A 21,009-nucleotide genomic window follows, 5' to 3' on the forward strand; every position below is an offset into this window, starting at 1 on the left:
ACATTTCTGGCAATGCACCGCTTACTAGTGGGGAATCAGTAAGTGTAGTTTCTAAGACAATTCTGAAAGTGGTTTCCAGCGCTGATGAAGTACCCGCTTTAATGGCTGATCATTTCCCGGACTTTTGCCATCAACAAATCGAAGGTGAACGGTTTGGTGATCAACTGCATGCCCGGGTCCAGGAATCCGCCGCGTACCGCGGCGTGTTCGGCATACCCCGTGATAAACAGCACCTTTAGCTCTGGCCGGATCTGCCGGCCGATTTCCGCCAGTTGCCGCCCGTTCATGCCGGGCAAGCCGACGTCGCTGATCAGCAGGTCGATACGCTGCTCCGACTCGATGATCGGCACTGCCGTATCGGCATCGCCGGCCTCGACGAAGGCATACCCCAACTCCTTGAGCACAGCGCTGACCAGCAGCCTGACCGCCGGGTCGTCCTCGACGATCAGCACCGTCTCGCCGACGTTGGCAAAGGGCAGCAATGCCGGGTCAGCCACTTCATTGGCGACGATTTCGCCCACGAAACGCGGTAGGAACAGGCTTACCGTCGTTCCTTTGCCAACCTCGCTATGAATCGTCACGTGGCCGTGGGACTGGCGGGCAAACCCATAGATCATCGACAACCCGAGCCCCGTGCCTTGCCCGATGGGCTTGGTGGTGAAAAACGGATCGAAGACCCGCCCCATGACGCTTTCCGGAATCCCGCAGCCGGTATCGCTGACACTCAGCTCTACGTAGTCACCGGGTTGCAAGGTGCCATAAGCGGCAGTGAACACGTTGTCCAGGTGGCGGTTACAGGTTTCAACCGTGAGTTTGCCGCCATTGGGCATGGCGTCGCGCGCGTTGATCACCAGGTTGAGCAGGGCGCTTTCCAGTTGATTGGGGTCGGCCTCAGCGGTCCACAGTGCGTCGGTGAGGCGCATGTCCAGGGCGATGCTTTCGTTGATGCTGCGTTGCAGCAACTCGCCCATGGAGCTCACCAACTGGTTGATCTCCACAGGCTTGGAATCAAGGGACTGGCGCCGAGAGAACGCCAATAATCGGTGCGTAAGCCCGGCGGCGCGGTTGGCGGAGGTCACGCCCAGGTCGATCAGGCTGTCCAGGTCGTCCAGCTTGCCCCGCGAGACCCGCCGGCGCAGCAGCTCCAGGCTGCCGATGATGCCGGTGAGCATGTTGTTGAAGTCGTGGGCGATGCCGCCCGTCAGTTGGCCGACCGCTTCCATTTTCTGCGACTGGCGTAACGCATCTTCGTTGTGGCGCAGTTGCGCGGTGCGTTCTTCCACCTGTTGTTCGAGGGTTTCCAAGGTGCGTTGCAGGCGTGACTCGCTTTCGCTCAGGTCGACCAGGCGATCGCGGGCTTCATATTGCCGGCGGCGGCCGCGCAAGGCAGTACTCACCAGGCTGATCAGGGTCACCGGGTGAAATGGTCGCTCCAGGAACGTCACGTTGCCGAGCAAGCCGCTCAGTTGCGTGGTGCCGATTTGCTCTTTGCCGCCGTGGTGCGTCAGCAACACGATGGGCAAGTCCGACCAGGCCGGTTGGTGTTGCAGGTACTCCAACAATGGCTCCAACGCCACACCGCGCAGCGCTTCGGCGGCGATGATCAGCAGGCCGGCGCCTTGCTCCAGCGCCGCGCTCAGCGCGCCCAGGTCGCTGGCCACCATGCCGCCGTAGCCGGCTTCGTTGAGCATCATCAACGCCAACGAGCCGTCACGGCCCATTGGCGCAAGGATGATTGCGCGCTCGGAGAGGGGTGACAGGCCCGGCACTACCCCAGGTCCTTGAGCAGTGGCGAACCGGCGCCCATGTACGTCGGAATGCCCCGCAGCACGCCTTGGAAGTTGTTCAGCGGTTCGCCCACGGTCATGCCGCGACTGCCGATGCGGTATTCGCGGATCGTGGATTCATGGGCGCCGGTGCGTTTTTTGATGATCGAGATGGCGCGGCGTACTTCACCGATGGCTTCGAAGTAGCGCAACAAAATCACGGTGTCGGCCAGGTAGGTGATGTCCACCGGCGCCTGCATGTCGCCCACCAGCCCGTGTTGCGCAACGGTCATGAAGGTCGCCGCGCCACGGCGGTTGAGGTACAGCAGCAGCTCGTGCATGTGCAGGATCAGCGCGTTCTCTTCCGGCATCGCGGCCTGGTAGCCGTTGATGCTGTCGATCACCACGGTCTTGATTCCGCTGTCGTCGACGGCGCGGCGCACCCGGTGGGAGAACTCGCCCGGGGACAGTTCGGCGGCGTCGACCTGTTCAATCAGCAGGTTGCCAGTGGCTTGCAGCGCTTGGAGGTCGATGCCCATGTTTTTCATGCGCTCGAACAACAACCCCAGTTCTTCATCGAAGATAAACAGTGCGGCTTTCTCGCCACGGGCTACCGCAGCGGCCGCGAAGATCATCGAGATCAGTGACTTGCCCGTACCCGCCGGGCCGAGGATCAGGCTGCTGGAGCCGGTCTCGATACCGCCGCCGAGCAACGAATCCAGCTCCTTGATGCCGCTGGTCAGGGTCTGGCGGTTGTAGCCGCCACGGTGTTCGGCCGCGACCAGGCGCGGAAACACATGCACGCCGTCCTGCAGGATGGTGAAGTCGTGGAAGCCGCCGCGGTATTTCTGCCCCCGGTACTTCACCACCCGTACCCGGCGCCGTTCCGCGCCGTAGTTGGGCGTCAGTTCTTCCAGGCGGATCACGCCGTGGGCGACGCTGTGCACGGTCTTGTCGAGGGATTCGGTGGTCAGGTCGTCCAGCAGCAGCACCGTGGCGTCATAGCGCACGAAGTAATGCTTGATCGCCAGGATCTGCCGGCGATAGCGCAGCGAGCTTTGCGCGAGCAGGCGGATCTCCGACAGGCTGTCGATGACCACGCGGGACGGCTTGACCCGTTCGACCGCCTCGAAAATCTGCCGGGTGGCCTCGCCCAGCTCCAGGTCGGAGGAGTACAGCAGGCTTTGCTGGTGGTCAGCGTTGAGCAGGCTTTCGGGTGGAGTCAATTCGAAGATATGGATGTTGTCATCCAGGTCCCAACCGTGGGACTTGGCGCCCTGGCGCAACTCGCGCTCGGTTTCGGACAGGGTGATGTACAGAGACGTTTCGCCGTTTTTCGCACCGGCCTGCAAAAAATGTAGGGCGACGGTGGTTTTACCAGTGCCGGGTTCACCTTCCAGCAGGAACAGATGGCTACGCGAGAGCCCACCGCAAAGAATGTCGTCAAGACCTTCGATGCCGATGGCCGCCTTTTCACTGAACAGCTCGTTGGATGTAGACAAGAATTGCCCTCGGATCACATACAAATAGAGGAGCGCACCGCCTTGGGCGCGCCATATTTACTTGACCGTAGTGGCCTGTGACCGTTCAACGAATTCTGATATTTGTACAAGTTGCGTAGGTTTTTACAAGTTTTTGCAGTGCGGCTACAAGCCTTGTTGCAAGGCCGGATCGTCCGGGTTTTGTTGTTCGAGCTGGGCGAGCAACACCTGTACGTTCTGCAGTTGGCCGCTTTCCTTCCAATAGTTGACCAGCAGCACACGGGCCTTGCGATTGGCAGGGTGACGCTGGACGATCTCCTCCAACTGACGTTGCGCGGCTTCCAGTTCGTTCTGGGCGTGCAGGGTAGTGGCCAGGTCGTAGCGGTAATCCTGATTGTCCGGCTCCAGCTCTACCGCCTTGGACAGGCCGAGCAGGGCATAGGCACGCTCACCATGGTGCAGCAGCCACAGGCCGAGGGCGTGTTGCAGGTAGGCAGATTCCGGGTGCGCCGCCAGTTGCCGTGCCAGCAATTGGCGCGACTCTTCACTTTTGCCCTGTTTATCCAGCAATTCGATCTGTGCGACCACGGCTTGCAGGTTGTCGGGCTGCAAGCGCATGGCTTGCTCCAGGGCATTTTGCGCGTCCGGCAGCAGGGCGCTGTGGATGTACAGGCGCGCCAGTTGAATCCAGCCCTCGGCAGATTCGGGCTGGGCCTTGAGGTATTTGACGAATTCGTCCAGCACTTGCTGCAACGGGCCGAAGTACAGGCCCAGAGTGTCGGGCGACAGGCCGAGCAGAGCATTGGCGGCGGCAAAGCGCACGCTTTGCTCCGGGTCGTCCAGCGCCGGGCCAAGCAGCAGCGTGCGCTGGCCACTGGGCACCAGGCCGACGATGCTGTGGATCGCGGCCTCGCGTACCAGCGGGGAATCGCTGGCCAGGTCCTTGTCGGCCAGTTTCAAGGCTTGCGGGCTGGGGTAATTGGGCAGTTCGGCGTGCAGCGCGGCACGCCGTTCAGGCGACAGGTCCGGCCGCGCCAATTGCTGGTAAAGCACGCGGGCCGCGCCAGGCTCGCCGTTATGCGCCTGTTTAAGGGCTTTTGAATAACCATGGGCAATCGCCGGCGGCACGGCCACCTGGGTGGAGCGGGAGAAATACCAGGCGAGCAATACAAAAAACAGCAGGGCGCACAGGCCGACGATGGCGTAACGGCGTGACTTAGACATGCAGGCGTCCGAAAAGTATTACAAAGCCGTCAGCTTCGGTCAGACCAACGCGAGTGTCAAACCGGCATCAGGTCAGCACGTACTCCACAGGTTCCAGGGCGGGCGGCAGGTCGCTTTCGCCGAGGGCGGCGCGCAGTTCGCGCTCCAGGTTGCGCACGATGGCATTGCACGGCAGGTCGTTTTCGTCGAAGCCGAACGGGTCTTCGAGGTCATCGCCAATTTCGTCGAGGCCAAAGAAGGTGTAGCTGACGATGGCGGTGAACACTGGCGTCAACCAGCCCAGCGGCTCGGCCATGGCGAACGGCAGCAAAATGCAGAACAGGTAGATGGTGCGGTGCAGCAACAACGTGTAGGGGAAGGGCAGCGGCGTACTCTTGATCCGTTCGCACGACGCCTGCACCTGGCTCAGGCTGACCAGTCGGGTTTCCAGTTGGGTGTAGCGCCACTCGCTGATCACGCCTTGCTCGCACAGTCGGGAAAAGCGCGCGCCGAGTTGCTGCAGCACGTTGTCGGGCAGGTTCGGGTGCGCTGCGTCTACGCCGATCCAGGGCGTGATCGCCCGGGCTTCGTCTTCGTGGCGCAAACGCGCGATCAAACCATGGGCAAACCCGCACAAACCGCGCAACAGCATGGTGCGCTCTGGCGAATCGCCGAGTACTTGGGTTTCGCGGATCAGCGAGCGCACATCAATGATCATCTGCCCCAATTGCTTGCGACCTTCCCACCAACGGTCGTAGCAGGCGTTGTTGCGAAAACTCATGAAGATCGACAACGACAACCCCAGCAACGTGAAGGGCGTGGCGTTGACCTTGGAGAAATATGCCGGGTGCCACGTCTCGACCAGCACGATCACCGACGCGAGCAGCGTCACCAGCAGGCTGCGCAAGGCAATGCGCTTGGCAATCGAACCCTTGAGGGAGAACAGGATACCCAGCAAGTTGGGCTTGGGACGGACGATCATCGGCAGGGGGGCTTCTTTGGTGGCGCAGGCCCTCAGGTTAGAAGCTTGCGCCAGGGCCGTCCAATCGCTTGGGCTGACCGGTCGATCAGCGCGATCGATGATTGGCCAAAGCAGTCAGCCAACTTGAAAGCTTTGACCATTGCTGCTGCAGCGCTCTGGAGCGACTATTTCCACGGTTTACGTCCTTAAAATAAAAATGCAGAAGGATTTGAAGCGATGCGTGACTATTTGGCTGCCACCACCGGGTTTGACTACCAGCACACCGTTGACGCCGCACTCGCCGGCAACCTGCAAGGCCTCAATGCCTGCGTCGAATGTTGCGACCGCCACGCACTGCCGGGGCGCATCGCGTTGTTCTGGGAAGGCAAGGACGGGTGCAGCGCTACGTCGACCTTCACCGACTTGCAGGACCAGGCCGCACGCTTCGCCAACTTTTTGCTGGCCCAGGGCGTCAAGCGTGGCGACAAGGTGGCGGGGCTGTTGCCGCGCACGGCGGAACTGCTGGTGGTGGTGTTCGCGACGTGGCGCATCGGTGCGGTCTATCAGCCGCTGTTCACTGCCTTCGGGCCCAAGGCCATCGAGCACCGCCTGAACAGCTCCGGCGCCGCCTTGGTGGTCACCGATGCGGTAAACCGGCCCAAGCTGACGGAAGTCGACGGCTGCCCGACCATCGTTACGGTCAGCGGCGCCAAGGGCGAAGGCCTGGTGCGCGGCGACTTCAGTTTCTGGGCCGAATTGCCCAACTACTCCAATGTGTGCGAACCGGTGTTACTGGGCGCGGACGACCCCTTCCTGCTGATGTTCACCTCCGGCACGACCGGCCCATCCAAAGCGTTGTCTGTGCCACTCAAGGCCATCGTGGCATTCCAGAGCTACACCCGCGACGCCGTGGACCTGCGCCCCGAAGACGCGTTCTGGAACGTCGCCGACCCGGGCTGGGCCTACGGCATCTATTTCGGCGTGACCGGGCCGCTGTCCATGGGCCACCCGATTACCTTCTACGATGGCCCCTTCACCCTGGAAAGCACCTGCCGGGTGATCAACAAATACGGGATTACCAACCTGACCGGCTCGCCCACCGCCTACCGCCTGTTGATCGCCGGCGGTGAGCAGTTCGCGCGCGCGATCAAGGGCAAGCTGCGCATCGTCAGCAGCGCCGGCGAGCCGCTCAACCCGGAAGTGATCCGCTGGTTTGCCGACCAGCTCGGCGTGACCATCCACGACCACTATGGCCAGACCGAACTGGGCATGGTGCTGTGCAATCATCATGGCCTGGAACACCCGGTGCATGTCGGCTCGGCCGGATTTGCCTCGCCGGGCCACCGTATCGTGGTGCTGGACGATGATTATCAGGAGTTGCCCGCCGGCCAGCCCGGCATCCTCGCCATCGACCGCGAACAGTCGCCGATGTGCTGGTTCGGCGGCTATGACGGCGTGAAGACCAAGGCGTTTGTCGGCAAGTACTACCTGAGCGGCGACACCGTGGAATTGAACCCTAATGGCAGCATCAGCTTTGTCGGGCGCAGTGACGACGTGATCACCACCTCCGGTTACCGCGTTGGCCCGTTCGATGTGGAAAGCGCGTTGGTCGAGCACCCGGCTGTGATCGAAGCGGCGGTGGTCGGCAAGCCGGACCCGGAGCGCACCGAACTGGTCAAGGCCTTCGTGGTGATCAACAGCCAATACCGCGCCACCCCGGAGCTCGCCGAAGAACTGCGCCAGCATGTGCGCAAGCGCCTGGCCGCACATGCCTATCCACGGGAAATCGAATTTGTCAGCGACCTGCCCAAGACCCCGAGCGGCAAGTTGCAGCGTTTTATCTTGCGTAACCAGGAGATCGCCAAAGCGGCGGTTGCCTGATCCACTTTTAAGGACACGATGATGCAGATTGAAAACAAGGTATTCCTGATCAGCGGCGGTGCTTCGGGCCTTGGCGCGGCCACGGCCGAGATGCTGGTTGCCGCTGGCGCCAAAGTCATGCTGGTGGACCTCAACGCCGAGGCCGTCGCGGCCAAGGCCAAGCAACTGGGGGACAACGCCCGCGCCGCCGTGGCGGACATCAGCCAGGAAGCGGCCGCCGAGGCCGCGGTGCAGGCTGCCGTGACCGCGTTTGGTGGCTTACACGGCCTGGTCAACTGCGCCGGTGTGGTGCGTGGCGAGAAAATCCTCGGCAAGAACGGCCCCCATGCCCTGGCCAGCTTTGCCCAGGTGATCAATGTCAACCTGATCGGCAGCTTCAACCTGTTGCGCCTGGCGGCAGCGGCCATCGCCGAGACCGAAGCGAATGCCGACGGCGAGCGCGGCGTGATCATCAACACCGCATCGGTGGCCGCGTTCGACGGGCAGATCGGCCAGGCGGCGTATTCTGCCTCCAAAGGCGCCATCGCCAGCCTGACGCTGCCCGCCGCCCGCGAACTGGCGCGCTTTGGCATCCGTGTGATGACCATCGCACCGGGCATCTTCGAAACGCCGATGATGGCCGGCATGACCCCGGAAGTACGCGACTCCCTGGCCGCTGGCGTGCCATTCCCGCCACGCCTGGGCAAACCGGCCGAATACGCCGCGTTGGTGCGGCACATCATTGAAAACAGCATGCTCAATGGCGAGGTGATCCGTCTCGACGGTGCCTTGCGCATGGCGGCCAAGTAAGGAGCGAATGACCATGACTGATCCCATCGTAATTGTCAGCGCCGTGCGCACGCCCATGGGCGGCTTCCAGGGCGAACTCAAGAACCTGACCGCGCCGCAACTGGGCGCGGCGGCAATTCGTGCGGCAGTTGAGCGCGCAGGCATTGCCAGTGACGCCGTCGATGAAGTGCTGTTCGGCTGCGTGCTCCCGGCGGGCCTCGGCCAGGCGCCGGCGCGCCAGGCGGCGTTGGGCGCAGGCCTGGACAAGTCGACGCGCTGCACCACCCTCAACAAGATGTGCGGCTCGGGCATGGAAGCGGCGATTCTCGCCCATGACTCGTTGCTGGCCGGCAGCATTGCGGTGGCGATCGCCGGGGGCATGGAAAGCATGTCCAACGCGCCGTACCTGCTCGATCGTGCGCGCAGCGGCTACCGCATGGGCCACGGCCGCGTACTCGACCATATGTTCCTCGACGGCTTGGAAGACGCCTACGACAAGGGCCGCCTGATGGGCACCTTCGCCGAGGACTGTGCGATGCACAACGGTTTCAGCCGTGAAGCCCAGGACGCGTTCGCGATTGCCTCCCTGACCCGTGCGCAGGAAGCCATCGCCCATGGCAAATTTGCCGCCGAGATCGTCCCGGTGCAGGTCACCGTCGGCAAGGAACAAGTGACGGTGTTGCATGACGAGCAACCGCCGAAAGCCAAGCCTGACAAGATCGCCAGCCTTAAACCGGCGTTCCGTGAGGGGGGCACTGTAACGGCGGCCAACTCCAGCTCGATTTCCGATGGGGCGGCGGCGTTGCTGCTGATGCGCCAGTCCGAGGCCCAAAAACGCGGATTGAAGCCGCTGGCGGTGATCCACGGCCACGCGGCGTTTGCCGATGAGCCAGGGCTGTTTCCGGTGGCACCAGTGGGCGCTATCCGTACGTTGATGAGCAAAACCGGCTGGAACCTGGCTGACGTCGATCTGTTCGAGATCAACGAAGCCTTCGCCGTGGTCAGCCTGGTGACCATGAGCAAGCTGGAAATCCCCCACGCCAAGGTCAATATCCATGGCGGCGCCTGCGCCCTGGGCCATCCGATTGGCGCGTCCGGTGCGCGCATCCTGGTGACGCTGCTGTCGGCGCTGCGCCAGAACAACCTCAAGCGTGGCGTTGCCGCGATCTGCATCGGCGGTGGTGAAGCCACGGCCATGGCCGTCGAATGCCTGTATTAAGGACTCACCATGTTGCCAGATGACGAACAACTGCAAATCAGCGAAGCTGCCCGGCAATTTGCCCAGGAGCGCCTGAAACCCTTCGCCGCCGAATGGGACCGCGACCACCGTTTCCCCAAGGAAGCCATCGGTGAAATGGCCGAGCTGGGTTTTTTCGGCATGTTGGTGCCGGAGCAGTGGGGCGGTTGCGACACCGGCTACCTGGCCTACGCCATGGCCCTGGAAGAGATCGCCGCCGGCGACGGTGCCTGCTCGACCATCATGAGCGTGCACAACTCGGTCGGTTGCGTGCCGATCCTCAAGTTCGGCAACGATCAGCAGAAAGAGCAATTCCTCAAGCCCCTGGCCAGCGGTGCCATGCTCGGCGCGTTCGCGTTGACCGAACCCCAGGCCGGCTCCGATGCCAGCAGCTTGAAAACCCGTGCGCGCCTGGAAGGCGACCACTATGTACTGAACGGCTGCAAACAGTTCATCACCTCCGGGAAAAACGCCGGGATCGTGATTGTGTTTGCAGTCACCGACCCCGCGGCGGGCAAACGTGGCATCAGTGCGTTTATCGTGCCGACGGATTCGCCCGGCTACACCGTGGCGCGGGTCGAGGACAAGCTCGGCCAGCACGCGTCGGACACCTGTCAGATCCTGTTTGAAGACGTGAAGGTACCGGTCGCGAACCGTCTGGGCGAGGAGGGCGAGGGCTACAAGATCGCCCTGGCCAACCTGGAAGGCGGGCGCGTCGGCATCGCTTCGCAATCGGTGGGCATGGCCCGCGCGGCCTTTGAAGCGGCACGTGACTATGCGCGTGAGCGCGAAAGCTTCGGCAAGGCGCTGATCGAGCACCAGGCCGTGGCGTTTCGCCTGGCGGATATGGCCACGCAAATTGCGGTGGCGCGGCAAATGGTGCGTTACGCCGCCGCCCTGCGTGACAGCGGCAAGCCCGCGTTGGTAGAGGCCTCGATGGCCAAGTTGTTCGCTTCGGAAATGGCCGAGAAAGTCTGCTCCGCCGCCTTGCAAACGCTCGGCGGTTACGGTTACCTGAGCGACTTTCCCCTGGAGCGGATCTACCGCGATGTGCGGGTCTGCCAGATCTACGAAGGCACCAGCGATATTCAACGCATGGTCATCTCACGCAATCTCTAAGGAGCCGCCACATGAGTTACGAAACCATTTTGCTTGACGTCCAGGGCTGCGTCGGGCTGATCACCCTCAATCGCCCCCAAGCCCTGAACGCGCTGAATGCACAACTGGTCAGCGAATTGAATCAGGCGCTCGATGGCCTGGAAGCCAACCCTGACATCGGCTGCATCGTGCTGACCGGCTCGAAAAAAGCCTTCGCCGCCGGCGCCGACATCAAGGAAATGGCCGAGCTGACCTACCCGCAGATCTATCTCGACGATTTGTTCAGCGACAGCGATCGCGTGGCCAACCGCCGCAAGCCGATCATCGCGGCGGTCAACGGCTTTGCCCTGGGCGGCGGCTGCGAGCTGGCGCTGATGTGTGACTTTATCCTGGCCGGCGATGGCGCCAAGTTCGGCCAGCCGGAAATCAACCTCGGTGTGCTGCCGGGCATGGGCGGTACCCAGCGCCTGACCCGCGCGGTGGGCAAGGCCAAGGCCATGGAAATGTGCCTGACCGGGCGTTTTATCGATGCGGTGGAAGCCGAGCGCTGCGGGATCGTGGCGCGGATCGTACCGGCTGATGAATTGCTGGAAGAAGCGCTGAAAGTCGCCACGCTGATTGCCGGCAAGTCGGTGCCGATCAGCATGATGGTCAAGGAAAGTGTGAACCGCGCGTTTGAAGTGAGCCTGTCCGAAGGCGTGCGCTTTGAGCGCCGGGTGTTCCATGCCGCGTTTGCGACCCTGGATCAGAAAGAAGGCATGGCCGCGTTCGTGGCCAAGCGTGCCCCGCAGTTCAAAGACAGGTAATTCGATCTCCCAACAGGTGGAAGCGGCTTATGTGGTGCGGGCTTGCTCGCGAAAGCGGTGGATCAGTTGAAATACCTGTGACTGACACACCGCATTCGCGAGCAAGCCCGCTCCCACACTGTTTTGCAGTGTGTCAGTCAGAGTTGGTAGTGCCTGAGTTCACGGGCAATCACCATCCGCTGGATCTCGCTGGTCCCCTCGTAAATCTGCGTGATCCGCGCATCCCGGTAGTAACGCTCCACCGGGTAATCCTCCAGATACCCATACCCACCATGGATCTGCATCGCTGACGAGCAGACTTTCTCCGCCATTTCCGAAGCAAACAGCTTGGCCTGGGACGCTTCGGACAGGCATGGCTTGCCGGCACTGCGCAACCGTGCGGCGTGCAGGATCAGCAGGCGCGCGGCATTCAGGCGGGTTTGCATATCCGCCAGCAGGTTGGCCACGCTCTGGTGCTCGATGATCGCCTTGTCGAACTGCACACGATCCCGGGCATAAGCCAGCGCCGCTTCAAACGCCGCGCGGGCGATGCCCAGGGCCTGGGCGGCGATGCCGATGCGGCCACCTTCGAGGTTGGACAGGGCGATGGCCAGGCCTTTGCCGCGCTCGCCCAGCAGGTTGGCCGCAGGCACCGTGCATTGGTTCAGGGTGACGGCGCAGGTGTCCGAGGCACGAATGCCCATCTTGTGTTCAGTGCGGTCGACCACAAAACCGGGGGTATCGGTGGGGACCAGGAACGCCGAGATGCCCTTTTTGCCGAGGTCGGGATCGGTCACGGCAAACACGATGGCCAGCTTGGCGCGCTTGCCGTTGCTGACGAATTGCTTGGCACCACTGATTACCCACTGATCGTCACGCAGTTCGGCACGGGTGCGCAGGTTATGTGCTTCGGAGCCGGCCTGGGGCTCGGTCAGGCAGAAGCAACCAATCGCCTGGCCGCTGGCGAGGTCGGCCAGCCAGGTTTGTTTCTGTTCATCTGTGCCGTAGTTGAGGATCGGCCCGCAACCCACTGAATTATGGATACTCATCAGTGCGCCAGTGGCGCCGTCACCGGCGGAAATCTCTTCGACAGCCAGGGCGTAAGCCACGTAATCCACATAGGTGCCCCCCCATTCCTCGGGGACCACCATGCCCAACAGGCCCAGCTCACCCATCTTGGCGACCAGTGCATCGTCAATCCAGCCGGCTTTTTCCCAGGCCTGGGCATGGGGGGCGATTTCACCCCGGGCGAAATCGCGAGCCATGTCGCGAATCATCACTTGTTCTTCTGTGTATTCAATGTCTTGCATGACTTATCTCGCAACCTGCTTGAAGTGTTGGAAGAAGCTATCGACGTAGCTGGCGTCCAATGCCTGAAGCGTCGGCGGGTTCCAGCGTGGGGCTTTGTCTTTATCGATGATCAACGCACGCACGCCTTCAATCAGGTCGCCGCGCTCAAACCATTGCCGGTCCAGGTGCAGCTCCAGGGCGAAGCATTGCTCCAGCGGCAGGCGCCGGCCACGGCGCAACATCTCGAGGGTCACGGCCATGGCCAGTGGCGAACGGGTTTGCATCAGGCCGACGGTGGCCAGCGCCCACTCATGGCTATCGGCTACGGTGACTTGCTGCAGTTGTTCGACGATGCTCGGGACGTCCGGCAAAGCGAAGAAGTGGTCGATGGCCGGGCGCAAGCGTGCCAGCGGGGCGTCGGGCAATTGCTGTACGCCGAGCTTGGCCAGTACGCCTTGCAGATCCTTGAGGGCCGACTCGTGCCACTGCAGGTGATCGAGCTTGTGATCCAGCTCGGTCAGCCTGGCACTGTCCAGGTACCAGTCCGCCAAACCACAGTACAACGCATCGGCGGCACGAATCTGCACGCCGGTAACCCCCAGGTAAATCCCCAGCTCGCCGGGAATGCGTGGCAGGAAGTAGCTGCCGCCAACGTCCGGGAAGTAACCGATGGCCACTTCCGGCATCGCCAGGCGGCTGCGCTCGGTGACCACGCGCAGGTCGGCGCCTTGCACCAGGCCCATGCCGCCGCCCAGGACAAAGCCGTCCATCAGCGCGAGGACCGGTTTACGGTAGTGGTGAATAGCGAGGTCGAGGGCGTATTCCTCGACGAAGAAGTCTTCGTGCAAGGTATCGCCTTGCTTGAAGCTGTCATACAGGGAACGGATGTCACCGCCGGCGCAGAAGGCTTTGTCACCCGCTCCGCGCAGGACCACGGCGTAGACTGCGGGGTCATCCGCCCAGGCGTGCAACTGGTGGGTCAGGCTACGGACCATGTCCAGGGTGATGGCATTCAACCCGGCGGGGCGGTTGAGGGTGAGGTGGCCGATATGGTTGCGGACTTCGACCAGTACGTCTTGCGGATGAATTGCTGCGTGGCTGGCTTGCGATGAAACCTGAGCAGTCATCTCTAACTCCCTGCTTTTATTGTCTTTATCAAGATGTTCGCGGGCGAACCTTCTCGCGATCCTACCAGTGCAAATTTGCCCAGTACAACGTGGAATCATGCAGGTCGTTGTTGCATTTATGCAGGTTCACGCACGGCCTGCGGGCTGCGCCTGAAAATATCCGGCCAGGGCCTCAACGCACAGCTGTATGGCTTTGCGCGCTGCGGCGTGCTGGGCCGGGTAATTGATAAACCCGTGCTGCATGTCAGGGTAGTTAACGTGACGCACCGCCGCACCGGCTTTTTTCAGGTGGCGTGCATAGGCACGCCCCTCATCGCGCAGCAGATCGCAACCGGCCGTCACGATCAGCGCATTGGGCAGGTTACGCAATGAAGCATGTCGTGCGGGTGACAACCACGGGTGCGCGAGTGACACCCCCTCGGGCACATACAGGCTCAGATACCAGCGCAGCAGCTCGGCTGTCAGCCCATATCCCGAGGCATACGCCGCTCGCGAACGGTTGCGGGCCAGGCAGTCGAGCAGGGGGTAGAGCAGCAACTGGAAGCCGATCGAGGGGCCGCCCTGGTCGCGGGCAAGCTGGCAGATCACCGCCGCCAGGCCTGCGCCTGATCCGCCACCGGCGACCGCGATCCGATTGACGTCGATGCCCATCGACGGGCCTTGGCGCGCCAACCACTGCGTGACGCCGTAACAATCCTCGACAGCGGCCGGGAAGCGCTGCTCAGGCGGCCTGGCGTAGTCCGTGGCCACCACCGCACAACCGGCCCACTCGCACAGGACCCGGCAGAAGCTGTCGTGGGTGTCCAGGTCCCCCGCGACCCAACCACCGCCGTGGAAATACAGCAATGCAGGCGCAGGCGTCGGGCTCGCCGGGCGATAGACGCGCACCCGGACCGCGCGGTGCGGGCCTGGAACGTCAAGGTCCCGGACCGACATGACCACCGCGGCACGTACCGCCGCGCGCATGCTCTCGGGGGTGATCAGTGGCCGGTCCATGCCTGTGCCTCGATTTCAATCACGTAGGCGGGCGCAATCAGCGCCTTGACCTCCAGCAACAGGGTGGTCGGCGGGCAAGCCTGAAAGAACTCCTGATGCGCCCTGGCAATGTGCGGCCAGTGGCGCATGTCAGTGGTGTACATGCGCGTGGCGACCACGAGGGTTCTGTCCACTTCCAATTGCTTGAGGGCGGTTTCGATGATCTCCAGGCAGCGCCGGGTCTGATGGTAGGCATCGCCGGGCGCGTAGGGGTTGCCGTGGTCGTCAAACGCCACCGTACCGCTGGTGATGACCAGGTTGCCGGCCCGCAGTGCGCGGCAATACCCGGCTTTTTGCTCCCACGGCGCGGCGGAGAAACAGCGGGTAATCTCGCTGGCCGCAGGGGCCAGGCGCACCTGGATCTGGCTCAGACCCCGGAACTGCAAACTGTTGGTACGCCATGTCGGTGGTGCTTGCTCAAGCAGGCCAATGTGCGCAAACCGCGCCAGCAAGCGGGTGAAGACAATCTTCGCCTCCCGCTTGAACAGCATCGAACCCATGCAGAAATGCGGCCCACGGCCAAACGCCAAGTGATCCTGCTGCTGGCGATGGATGTCGAACTGGTCGGGGTCGCTGAAGTGGCGGGGATCGCGATTGGCCGCTGCCCGGATCAGGAACACCACGTCACCTGTGTGGATGGTCTGACCATGCAAGGTGACGTCCTGCGTTGCCACGCGATGGCTGAGCTGACCCGCCGGGCAGATGCGCAAGGCTTCTTCGATAGCGCCGGGGAGCAGCCTCGGGTCGGCCCTGACTTCGGCCAGGCTGGCGGGATGGGTAAGCAGATAGAACAAGATGATGCCGAGTTGGTCCGCGCTGGTCGTCGTCGCCGCGACCAGCACAAACGCCAGCTGCGCCAACAGGTCCTCGTGGCTCATTGCAAGCTGGTCGCCGCTGGCAATAGCCTGGCTGACCAGGTCGTCTCCCGGCGCCAGGCGCCGCGCTTCGACGAGTCGGGAGAAGAAGGCGTACATCTGCTCCATGGCCTGCAACGCCTCGCGCGGCCCAAACGCGGGGTCGGTGCTGCCCACCATGAACACGATAATGGCATCCGTCCAATGCCGGATTTTCAGCGCGTCCTCGGCCGCAATGCCAAACATCTGCGCCAGGATCAGCGCCGGGACCTTGTTGAACAGCTTGCTCATCAACTCGGGCTGCGGGCCCAGTTGCGTCAGCAGGTGGTCAACGATGCGCTCTATGTCGCCCGCCAGCGCATCAATGGCCCGGGGCGTGAAGGCCTTGGCCAGCACTTTGCGCCCGCGCTCATGGTCCTTGCCGTCCTGGGAATACATCCACCGCGAGGCCTTTTCGATAAAGGGCTCCAGCGCTGCACGCTGCTTGGCGGGCAGCTGTGCGTTGACCAATGCACGCATGCGGTTGGACGAAAAGCGTCGTGTATCGGTCAACGCGGCGGAAACGTCGTCAAACCGTGTCAAAAACCAGGCCTTGTGGTGTGCGCACCAGTACAGTGGATGGTGATGGCGCAGGTAGGCAAAGGCCTCGTAAGGCTCGCCAATGGTCGCAGGGTTGGAAAAATCCGGGAGGGCCATGTCACTGCTCCTCGTAGAGTTTATGGGTGAATTGCCGGGCGTAATCCGGCGCGTCGATATATGCGCTGATCAAGCACTGGGGCGGTTTAAGCCAGGCTGCCAGCATTTCGACCTGTGCCTGGGTGGCATGCCGGGCAAGCCCTTCGCGGCTGAACATCGCCCAGGGATGCAGCGGCGCGGCGAAACTATTGATCAGGTCGTCGAGTGTCGGGCTGTCCAGCAGATGCTGGGCCTCGGCTTCTTCAATCACCAGGTCCAAGGCCCTGGCGTATGCCAGGCCCAACGCCTGTTCGTGGGTGAACGTTGCGTCCGTGGCGCACCGCGCGACGAGGGTTGCCTCGACTTGCTGGCCAAGGTTAGTGGGGGCATCGAGAATAAACCGCGGGCGCGCCATCGCATCCTTGATCACCTGATACGCCATCATCGTGCTGTCCCCGGCGAAGGTGCAGCCAACCTCGCAGTCGATGACTTGCGTGGCGATCTGGTTGAACTGATGAAAGCCCTGGGACCCGCACAGTTCGCGGCAGAGACGAATCACGTCAAGGCCCATCCATGCGCCTACGGCCTTGCTCAGCGCGGCCAGCACGTGCAGTTCCTGACGTCGCGGCACCTGCGCCCAGTGCGCCTCGAAACGCCGGATTACCGCCTGCTCCAGCAGGCGCAACGCGAGTGCCTTGAGTTGGACCGCATAGAGACGCTGGCGAAACAACGGCTGGCTCAGCAGCGCCACGGTGCCGCCGTCACGGTGGAGTTGACGGTGGCAGGCGAAACGGTAACTCAGGTGCGCCGCAAGCCCCGCATTTTGGCGAATCCCGGTAAGAAACAGCACACGCTCCTGCAGAAAGGTTTTCAGCGCCGCGATAAAGCGTCGATCTCGCGGCAAATCGCTGACGAACGTCCCCTCGTCGTTGAAATGTGCGTGGCGTTGCAACAGCGCGTCTACCGACAGTTCCAACTGGCAGAACCGGATCGCCGCGACTTGATTGGCGTGAATGCCGCCCTTGGGGTCGCAGGCCATGATCTTCACGCCCTTGCGCAGGCGGCCATTTTCACGCTGGCGGATCACCACACGGAACCAGTGGAGGCCTTGATCCTCGTCATCGACGATCAGGCGCCCGAGCACCATCACCACCTGGGCCGCATACAGCGCGTTGCCAATCCAGCATTTACAGGCCTCGGGGGAGGGGGAATCGAGTATCAGGCGATGGGTTTGCCGGTGGTAGGTCACGGTCGTCTGCGTATTGCGCACGTCGGAACCGCCACCGACCTCAGTGCAGCCAAAGGAGTAGACCTTGTGCATGCCGATCGCTTCGTCGCGGTAGTGCGCGATTTGCGTCGGGCTGGCGTGGTTCAGGAGTGCATCGACGGCAATCATGTGATCGACCAGCGATGAGTGCAGCGCATAGTCGAAGGCGCCGAAGTAGCCCATCCACTCGCAGAGCCTGGAGAACTCCGATTGCTGCGCTTGCCCCAGCCACTGTTCATTGCTGACGATTTGCCCGGCAAAAATCGCGTGCATGCGCTGGATCGTCAGGTCCATGTAGGCCTTGAGGGTCAGCCGATGGCGCAGACGCGGCTCGAACAGCGGCGAGCGCAACAGAGTTTGCAGGGTAACGCCCATGGATTGTCTCCTGTTCCGAGTGGATCTTTCGATACACCTGAACAGGAGAACCGGCGGGAAGATGGCGACAGGCACACGTCGGGGCTCGCGTTATACCGTCCCAAAGCCAGGTAGTCCTTGTCTTCGTTACTGGTACAGCGGTGCCCAGACAGCGTGGTGAACAGCAGACAACTTCAAGTGCTGTAATGACTCTAGCCGCTGCCAGGTCAGGTGCAATACGCCGCTCGTCGCGCGAACGACGCCGCTCAGGCCACGCGACTGGCGAGCACATCGCCAATACTACGGCGCCGCGCATGGCCTTCCGCCGCGTGGATCAGTTGTTCCAGCTCGGTCGGCTGCACATCGTAGAACTGCTCCATTTCCGCCAGGGCCAGCTTGAGGTCGGCAGCGGTGATTGCCGGGTCGGTCACCACGGGTGTGTTGCCCAGCACTGCAGCAGGTGGTGCCACTTGCCCCTTGGGGTAACGCATGCGGGTGGCATTGTTGTAGGCCAGTGCGCAGGCGAGCAGCGCTGCGGCGCCGAGCATGACCGGGGCCAGTTCCTGCCAGCCAAGGGCGATGGATGCTGGGTCCGCCAGCACCAGGGTCATCGCCAGCCCGCCGGCCGGTGGATGCAGGCAGCGCAGCCAGCAGATCAGGATGACGGTCATGCCCGCCGCCAGGCAGGCACTGCCCAACGTCCGGCCCAGTACCCGCGCGACCAACAAGGCGACCACCCCGGCGCACAGGTAACTGCCGATGATTGACCACGGTTGCGCCAGCGCGCCGGACGACACTGCAAACAGCAAGACCGCCGACGCGCCCAGGGGGCCGAGCAAATGCAGGGCGACGTCCATACCGAATACTTGGCCGCACACCCACACACTGAGCAGCGTGCCCAAGGCCATGCCGATGGCGGCACGACTCCATTCGGCGGGACGGGTATTGATGGCAGTGGGTAACCAGCGAGCGAGCATTAAAAAGGTCCTGAAACAGCGGGCAAAAAAAAAGGCCTGCCGGGCATTCCCGTTAAGCCTTTGGAAAGTTCCAACATTGGGGGAAGGAACGTACATAGTGTGCCGACCTGGATTGCCGCACGCCAATGCAGATTAATGCAGGTTAAATGCAAAAAAACTGAATTCAAGCGCTAGGGGTGAACCGACGGTTGCGGGCTCGCGCTGCCGAGTATGCGTTTGGAATGCTCTTCGCTTAACAGCCGGCGTTGCAGGCTCTCGCGCACCCTGGGGTCGTTGGACAGCGGACCTTTCAGCGCGACGAGGGCATCACGCAGGCCCATCAGCCGGTCCAGGCTCGGCATCGGCACATAGCTGACATGGACCTGCTCACGCGCAGGCGTTGAGGGGGTATCGGGGAATGATTCAGTGGGCACGGCAGAGTCCTTTCATGGATGTAACGGCGATGTAGGTCGCGGGTTACAACGTCCTTGTCCTGTCCCCTTCAACCAAGGGGTAGTAAATAGTTACCGTAACTGGCAAGCGAGTTTACATTTTGAATTCAGGAGCGGGAAAGGGAATCGGCACCAGCCTTTACGCATAGCTGCGTAGGAGCTTTCGCGGGAATACCGGCCGAAGCCGGCAGGATCACGGTTGTAGGGGTTTGCTCAGGTGCAGCAGCACGTAGGGGTTCTTGTCGAATTCGCCGCTGACGGTCGGCGTGAGTGCGCGCAAGCGTGGCTCTTGCAAACCTTCAAAATCCGCCGCACTCATCACCAGCCACGCCGGAGCCTGTAAAGGTGTGAGGTCGCTGCTCGACTGGGTGAACAGCGGCACCCGGTCGCAATCGAGGTTGACCATCAGCTTGATTGCCTTGGCGTCTTTCCCCAGCCCGTGCAGCACCACAGGTGCCGGGTCCTGGGAAATCCGCGCCTTGACCGCCAGGCTGAAGGTACGCGTGTCGTACAGGCTGCGTTCCAGCGGTTCGACCACCACGATGTAGGTTGTCCATAACGCCAATACCGCGGCCAGTGCCGGACCGCCTGTGCGCAGGTGCGGCTTCAACCACGCCAGCAGCGCCAGGACCTGAAGCGCACCGAGCACGCCAAACATCACGCCCAGGTTGCCGACAGCATCCGGGTAACGGCGGCGTAACACTACCAAACCGACCACCAGCAGCGCCGGCAACACAGTCCAGAGGCCCAGCATCAGGCTGCGCAACAGCGCAAACAAACGCCCTTGGGTGACCTGGAACGGGTACGCCGCAATGATCGCCGCCATCGGCAACATCGGCAGCACATAACGGGCTTTTTTCGCCTGGGGAATCGACAGACCGAGCATCACCAGCAAACCCGCCGCCGCGCAATACAGCACCAGTCGCAACGCCGGGTCCGGTGTGCGTTTGCCGCCGACGGCCACCGCCAGCAGTACCAGCAGCGCCACCGGGTAGGCCAGGGCGTAATTGCCCATGGAACTGGTGAAGTAATACAGCACGCCGCTGGAGCCTTCGCTGCCGTCCATGCGCCCCAGGAACTGCATGCGGATCACGTCCAGCATGAATACTTCGCCGCCACTGAGCTTGGCCAACAGCAACAGCAGGCCGACGCACGCCACCAGCAATGCCAGGGCCAATGGGCCGAAGCTGAACAACTGGCGCCATTGGCGGTTGAGCAGGTAGTAACTGCAGAGCACGCCCGTGGGGACCACCAGGCCAATCGGCCCGCGGATCGAAAAACCGACAATCAGCAACAGATACACAAGGTGCAGGCGTTTGCTCGCGCCGAAGTGATCGTGGGCGTAGCCCAGGTAGAACACCGCCAGGGCCACGGCGGCGAGCATCTGGTCCAGGGACACGGCGCGGGTTTCGCTGATGAAGGTGCTGCTGAGCGCCAACATCGCCACGCTCAACAGGCCCCAGCGTGTGGAGTAGGGCGCCGTAAGGCGGTACACCAGGATCACAATCAACGCCGAGGCGATGGCCGTCGGCAACCACGCGGTAAAGCTGGTGACCTGGCCCAAGGGCAGGGACAACAGCCAGGTCAACAACGTCGAGGTGGCCAGGTAATCGGCGTACGGCTGGCCATAGGTCGTCGGGAAAAAGCTCGGCCCATGGCGCAGCATTTCCTGGGCAAATAGCACGAAGCGCGAGTCAAACCCGATGATCGCCTGGTGCCAGTTGCCGGCGATAAACAACAGCAGCGCCAACAGCCCAAGCACCAGGGACTGTCGGCGGATCAGGGCACTCATCAAGGGCGGTTGGGCTTTGTTCACGTA

17 protein-coding genes are annotated in these 21,009 nt (G+C 62.4%); 5 read left to right on the forward strand and 12 right to left on the reverse strand.

The genetic code is table 11. The features are described from left to right. Nucleotides 1–98: 98 nt before the first annotated feature. The 4 genes from IB241_RS20605 to IB241_RS20620 all read right to left on the reverse strand — a co-directional run bounded on the left by IB241_RS20605 (nucleotide 99) and on the right by IB241_RS20620 (nucleotide 5,432). Nucleotides 99–1,769, reverse strand: coding sequence for an ATP-binding protein (locus IB241_RS20605; RefSeq protein WP_192300049.1), 1,671 nt, complete (start codon nucleotides 1,767–1,769; stop codon nucleotides 99–101). Beyond that, the gene (locus IB241_RS20610; protein ID WP_192300050.1) at nucleotides 1,769–3,268 is read right to left on the reverse strand and encodes an ATPase domain-containing protein; all 1,500 of its coding nucleotides are present in this window, start codon (nucleotides 3,266–3,268) and stop codon (nucleotides 1,769–1,771) included. The genes IB241_RS20605 and IB241_RS20610 overlap by 1 nt, the downstream gene beginning before the upstream one ends. Before the next feature lie 144 nt (nucleotides 3,269–3,412). Next, complete coding sequence (locus IB241_RS20615; RefSeq protein ID WP_192300051.1) at nucleotides 3,413–4,471, reverse strand: HEAT repeat domain-containing protein; 1,059 nt, start codon at nucleotides 4,469–4,471, stop codon at nucleotides 3,413–3,415. A 67-nt stretch (nucleotides 4,472–4,538) separates the two neighbouring features. Then, nucleotides 4,539–5,432, reverse strand: a complete 894-nt coding sequence (locus tag IB241_RS20620; protein ID WP_192300052.1) for a bestrophin family protein — start codon at nucleotides 5,430–5,432, stop codon at nucleotides 4,539–4,541. Between the two features lie 216 nt (nucleotides 5,433–5,648). On the opposite strand from IB241_RS20620, the gene IB241_RS20625 reads away from it, so the two are divergent. From IB241_RS20625 to IB241_RS20645, 5 genes are read left to right on the forward strand one after another with little or no spacing between them, the layout of a single operon-like run. Then, on the forward strand, nucleotides 5,649–7,292 hold the full coding sequence (locus tag IB241_RS20625; protein WP_192300053.1) for an AMP-binding protein: 1,644 nt from the start codon (nucleotides 5,649–5,651) through the stop codon (nucleotides 7,290–7,292). Nucleotides 7,293–7,313: 21 nt separating this feature from the next. Continuing rightward, nucleotides 7,314–8,081, forward strand: a complete 768-nt coding sequence (locus IB241_RS20630; protein WP_192300054.1) for an SDR family NAD(P)-dependent oxidoreductase — start codon at nucleotides 7,314–7,316, stop codon at nucleotides 8,079–8,081. A 13-nt stretch (nucleotides 8,082–8,094) separates the two neighbouring features. Then, a complete protein-coding gene (locus IB241_RS20635) occupies nucleotides 8,095–9,279 on the forward strand; it encodes an acetyl-CoA C-acyltransferase (RefSeq protein WP_370694897.1) in 1,185 nt (394 codons plus the stop codon). Between the two features lie 9 nt (nucleotides 9,280–9,288). Next, on the forward strand, nucleotides 9,289–10,416 hold the full coding sequence (locus IB241_RS20640; RefSeq protein ID WP_192300056.1) for an acyl-CoA dehydrogenase: 1,128 nt from the start codon (nucleotides 9,289–9,291) through the stop codon (nucleotides 10,414–10,416). A gap of 11 nt (nucleotides 10,417–10,427) precedes the next feature. Then, complete coding sequence (locus IB241_RS20645) at nucleotides 10,428–11,201, forward strand: enoyl-CoA hydratase (protein ID WP_192300057.1); 774 nt, start codon at nucleotides 10,428–10,430, stop codon at nucleotides 11,199–11,201. 137 nt (nucleotides 11,202–11,338) lie between these two features. Here the strand turns inward: IB241_RS20645 and IB241_RS20650 are convergent, their stop codons facing one another. From IB241_RS20650 to IB241_RS20685, 8 genes are all read right to left on the reverse strand, one after another. After that, nucleotides 11,339–12,490, reverse strand: coding sequence for an acyl-CoA dehydrogenase family protein (locus IB241_RS20650; RefSeq protein ID WP_192300058.1), 1,152 nt, complete (start codon nucleotides 12,488–12,490; stop codon nucleotides 11,339–11,341). Between the two features lie 3 nt (nucleotides 12,491–12,493). Further along, nucleotides 12,494–13,597, reverse strand: a complete 1,104-nt coding sequence (locus IB241_RS20655; protein WP_192300059.1) for an enoyl-CoA hydratase/isomerase family protein — start codon at nucleotides 13,595–13,597, stop codon at nucleotides 12,494–12,496. Between the two features lie 126 nt (nucleotides 13,598–13,723). Then, on the reverse strand, nucleotides 13,724–14,593 hold the full coding sequence (locus IB241_RS20660) for an alpha/beta hydrolase (protein WP_225595627.1): 870 nt from the start codon (nucleotides 14,591–14,593) through the stop codon (nucleotides 13,724–13,726). Continuing rightward, entirely contained in the window at nucleotides 14,578–16,182 is a 1,605-nt protein-coding gene (locus tag IB241_RS20665) for a cytochrome P450 (protein WP_192300060.1), read from the reverse strand. Before IB241_RS20665 ends, IB241_RS20660 begins: the two co-directional genes overlap by 16 nt. A 1-nt stretch (nucleotide 16,183) precedes the next feature. Next, on the reverse strand, nucleotides 16,184–17,803 hold the full coding sequence (locus IB241_RS20670; RefSeq protein ID WP_225595628.1) for an acyl-CoA dehydrogenase family protein: 1,620 nt from the start codon (nucleotides 17,801–17,803) through the stop codon (nucleotides 16,184–16,186). A gap of 245 nt (nucleotides 17,804–18,048) precedes the next feature. Further along, a complete protein-coding gene (locus IB241_RS20675) occupies nucleotides 18,049–18,759 on the reverse strand; it encodes an HPP family protein (RefSeq protein WP_192300061.1) in 711 nt (236 codons plus the stop codon). A 170-nt stretch (nucleotides 18,760–18,929) separates the two neighbouring features. Then, nucleotides 18,930–19,172, reverse strand: coding sequence for a type VI secretion system contractile sheath small subunit (locus IB241_RS20680; RefSeq protein ID WP_318652607.1), 243 nt, complete (start codon nucleotides 19,170–19,172; stop codon nucleotides 18,930–18,932). Between the two features lie 211 nt (nucleotides 19,173–19,383). Beyond that, complete coding sequence (locus IB241_RS20685) at nucleotides 19,384–21,006, reverse strand: ArnT family glycosyltransferase (RefSeq protein ID WP_192300062.1); 1,623 nt, start codon at nucleotides 21,004–21,006, stop codon at nucleotides 19,384–19,386. Nucleotides 21,007–21,009 lie beyond the last annotated feature (3 nt).

Source organism: Pseudomonas sp. PDM05 (genome assembly GCF_014851685.1).
Lineage (GTDB): Bacteria > Pseudomonadota > Gammaproteobacteria > Pseudomonadales > Pseudomonadaceae > Aquipseudomonas.

Bases quoted from the DNA above. Each gene is read 5' to 3' on its own strand.
- IB241_RS20650 (WP_192300058.1), bottom strand. From the start codon at position 12,490: ATGCAAGACATTGAATACACAGAAGAACAAGTGATGATTCGCGACATG.
- IB241_RS20640 (WP_192300056.1), top strand. From the start codon at position 9,289: ATGTTGCCAGATGACGAACAACTGCAAATCAGCGAAGCTGCCCGGCAA.
- IB241_RS20625 (WP_192300053.1), top strand. From the start codon at position 5,649: ATGCGTGACTATTTGGCTGCCACCACCGGGTTTGACTACCAGCACACC.
- IB241_RS20615 (WP_192300051.1), bottom strand. From the start codon at position 4,471: ATGTCTAAGTCACGCCGTTACGCCATCGTCGGCCTGTGCGCCCTGCTG.
- IB241_RS20675 (WP_192300061.1), bottom strand. From the start codon at position 18,759: ATGCTCGCTCGCTGGTTACCCACTGCCATCAATACCCGTCCCGCCGAA.
- IB241_RS20645 (WP_192300057.1), top strand. From the start codon at position 10,428: ATGAGTTACGAAACCATTTTGCTTGACGTCCAGGGCTGCGTCGGGCTG.
- IB241_RS20670 (WP_225595628.1), bottom strand. From the start codon at position 17,803: ATGGGCGTTACCCTGCAAACTCTGTTGCGCTCGCCGCTGTTCGAGCCG.
- IB241_RS20620 (WP_192300052.1), bottom strand. From the start codon at position 5,432: ATGATCGTCCGTCCCAAGCCCAACTTGCTGGGTATCCTGTTCTCCCTC.
- IB241_RS20635 (WP_370694897.1), top strand. From the start codon at position 8,095: ATGACTGATCCCATCGTAATTGTCAGCGCCGTGCGCACGCCCATGGGC.
- IB241_RS20660 (WP_225595627.1), bottom strand. From the start codon at position 14,593: ATGGACCGGCCACTGATCACCCCCGAGAGCATGCGCGCGGCGGTACGT.
- IB241_RS20665 (WP_192300060.1), bottom strand. From the start codon at position 16,182: ATGGCCCTCCCGGATTTTTCCAACCCTGCGACCATTGGCGAGCCTTAC.
- IB241_RS20655 (WP_192300059.1), bottom strand. From the start codon at position 13,597: ATGACTGCTCAGGTTTCATCGCAAGCCAGCCACGCAGCAATTCATCCG.
- IB241_RS20630 (WP_192300054.1), top strand. From the start codon at position 7,314: ATGCAGATTGAAAACAAGGTATTCCTGATCAGCGGCGGTGCTTCGGGC.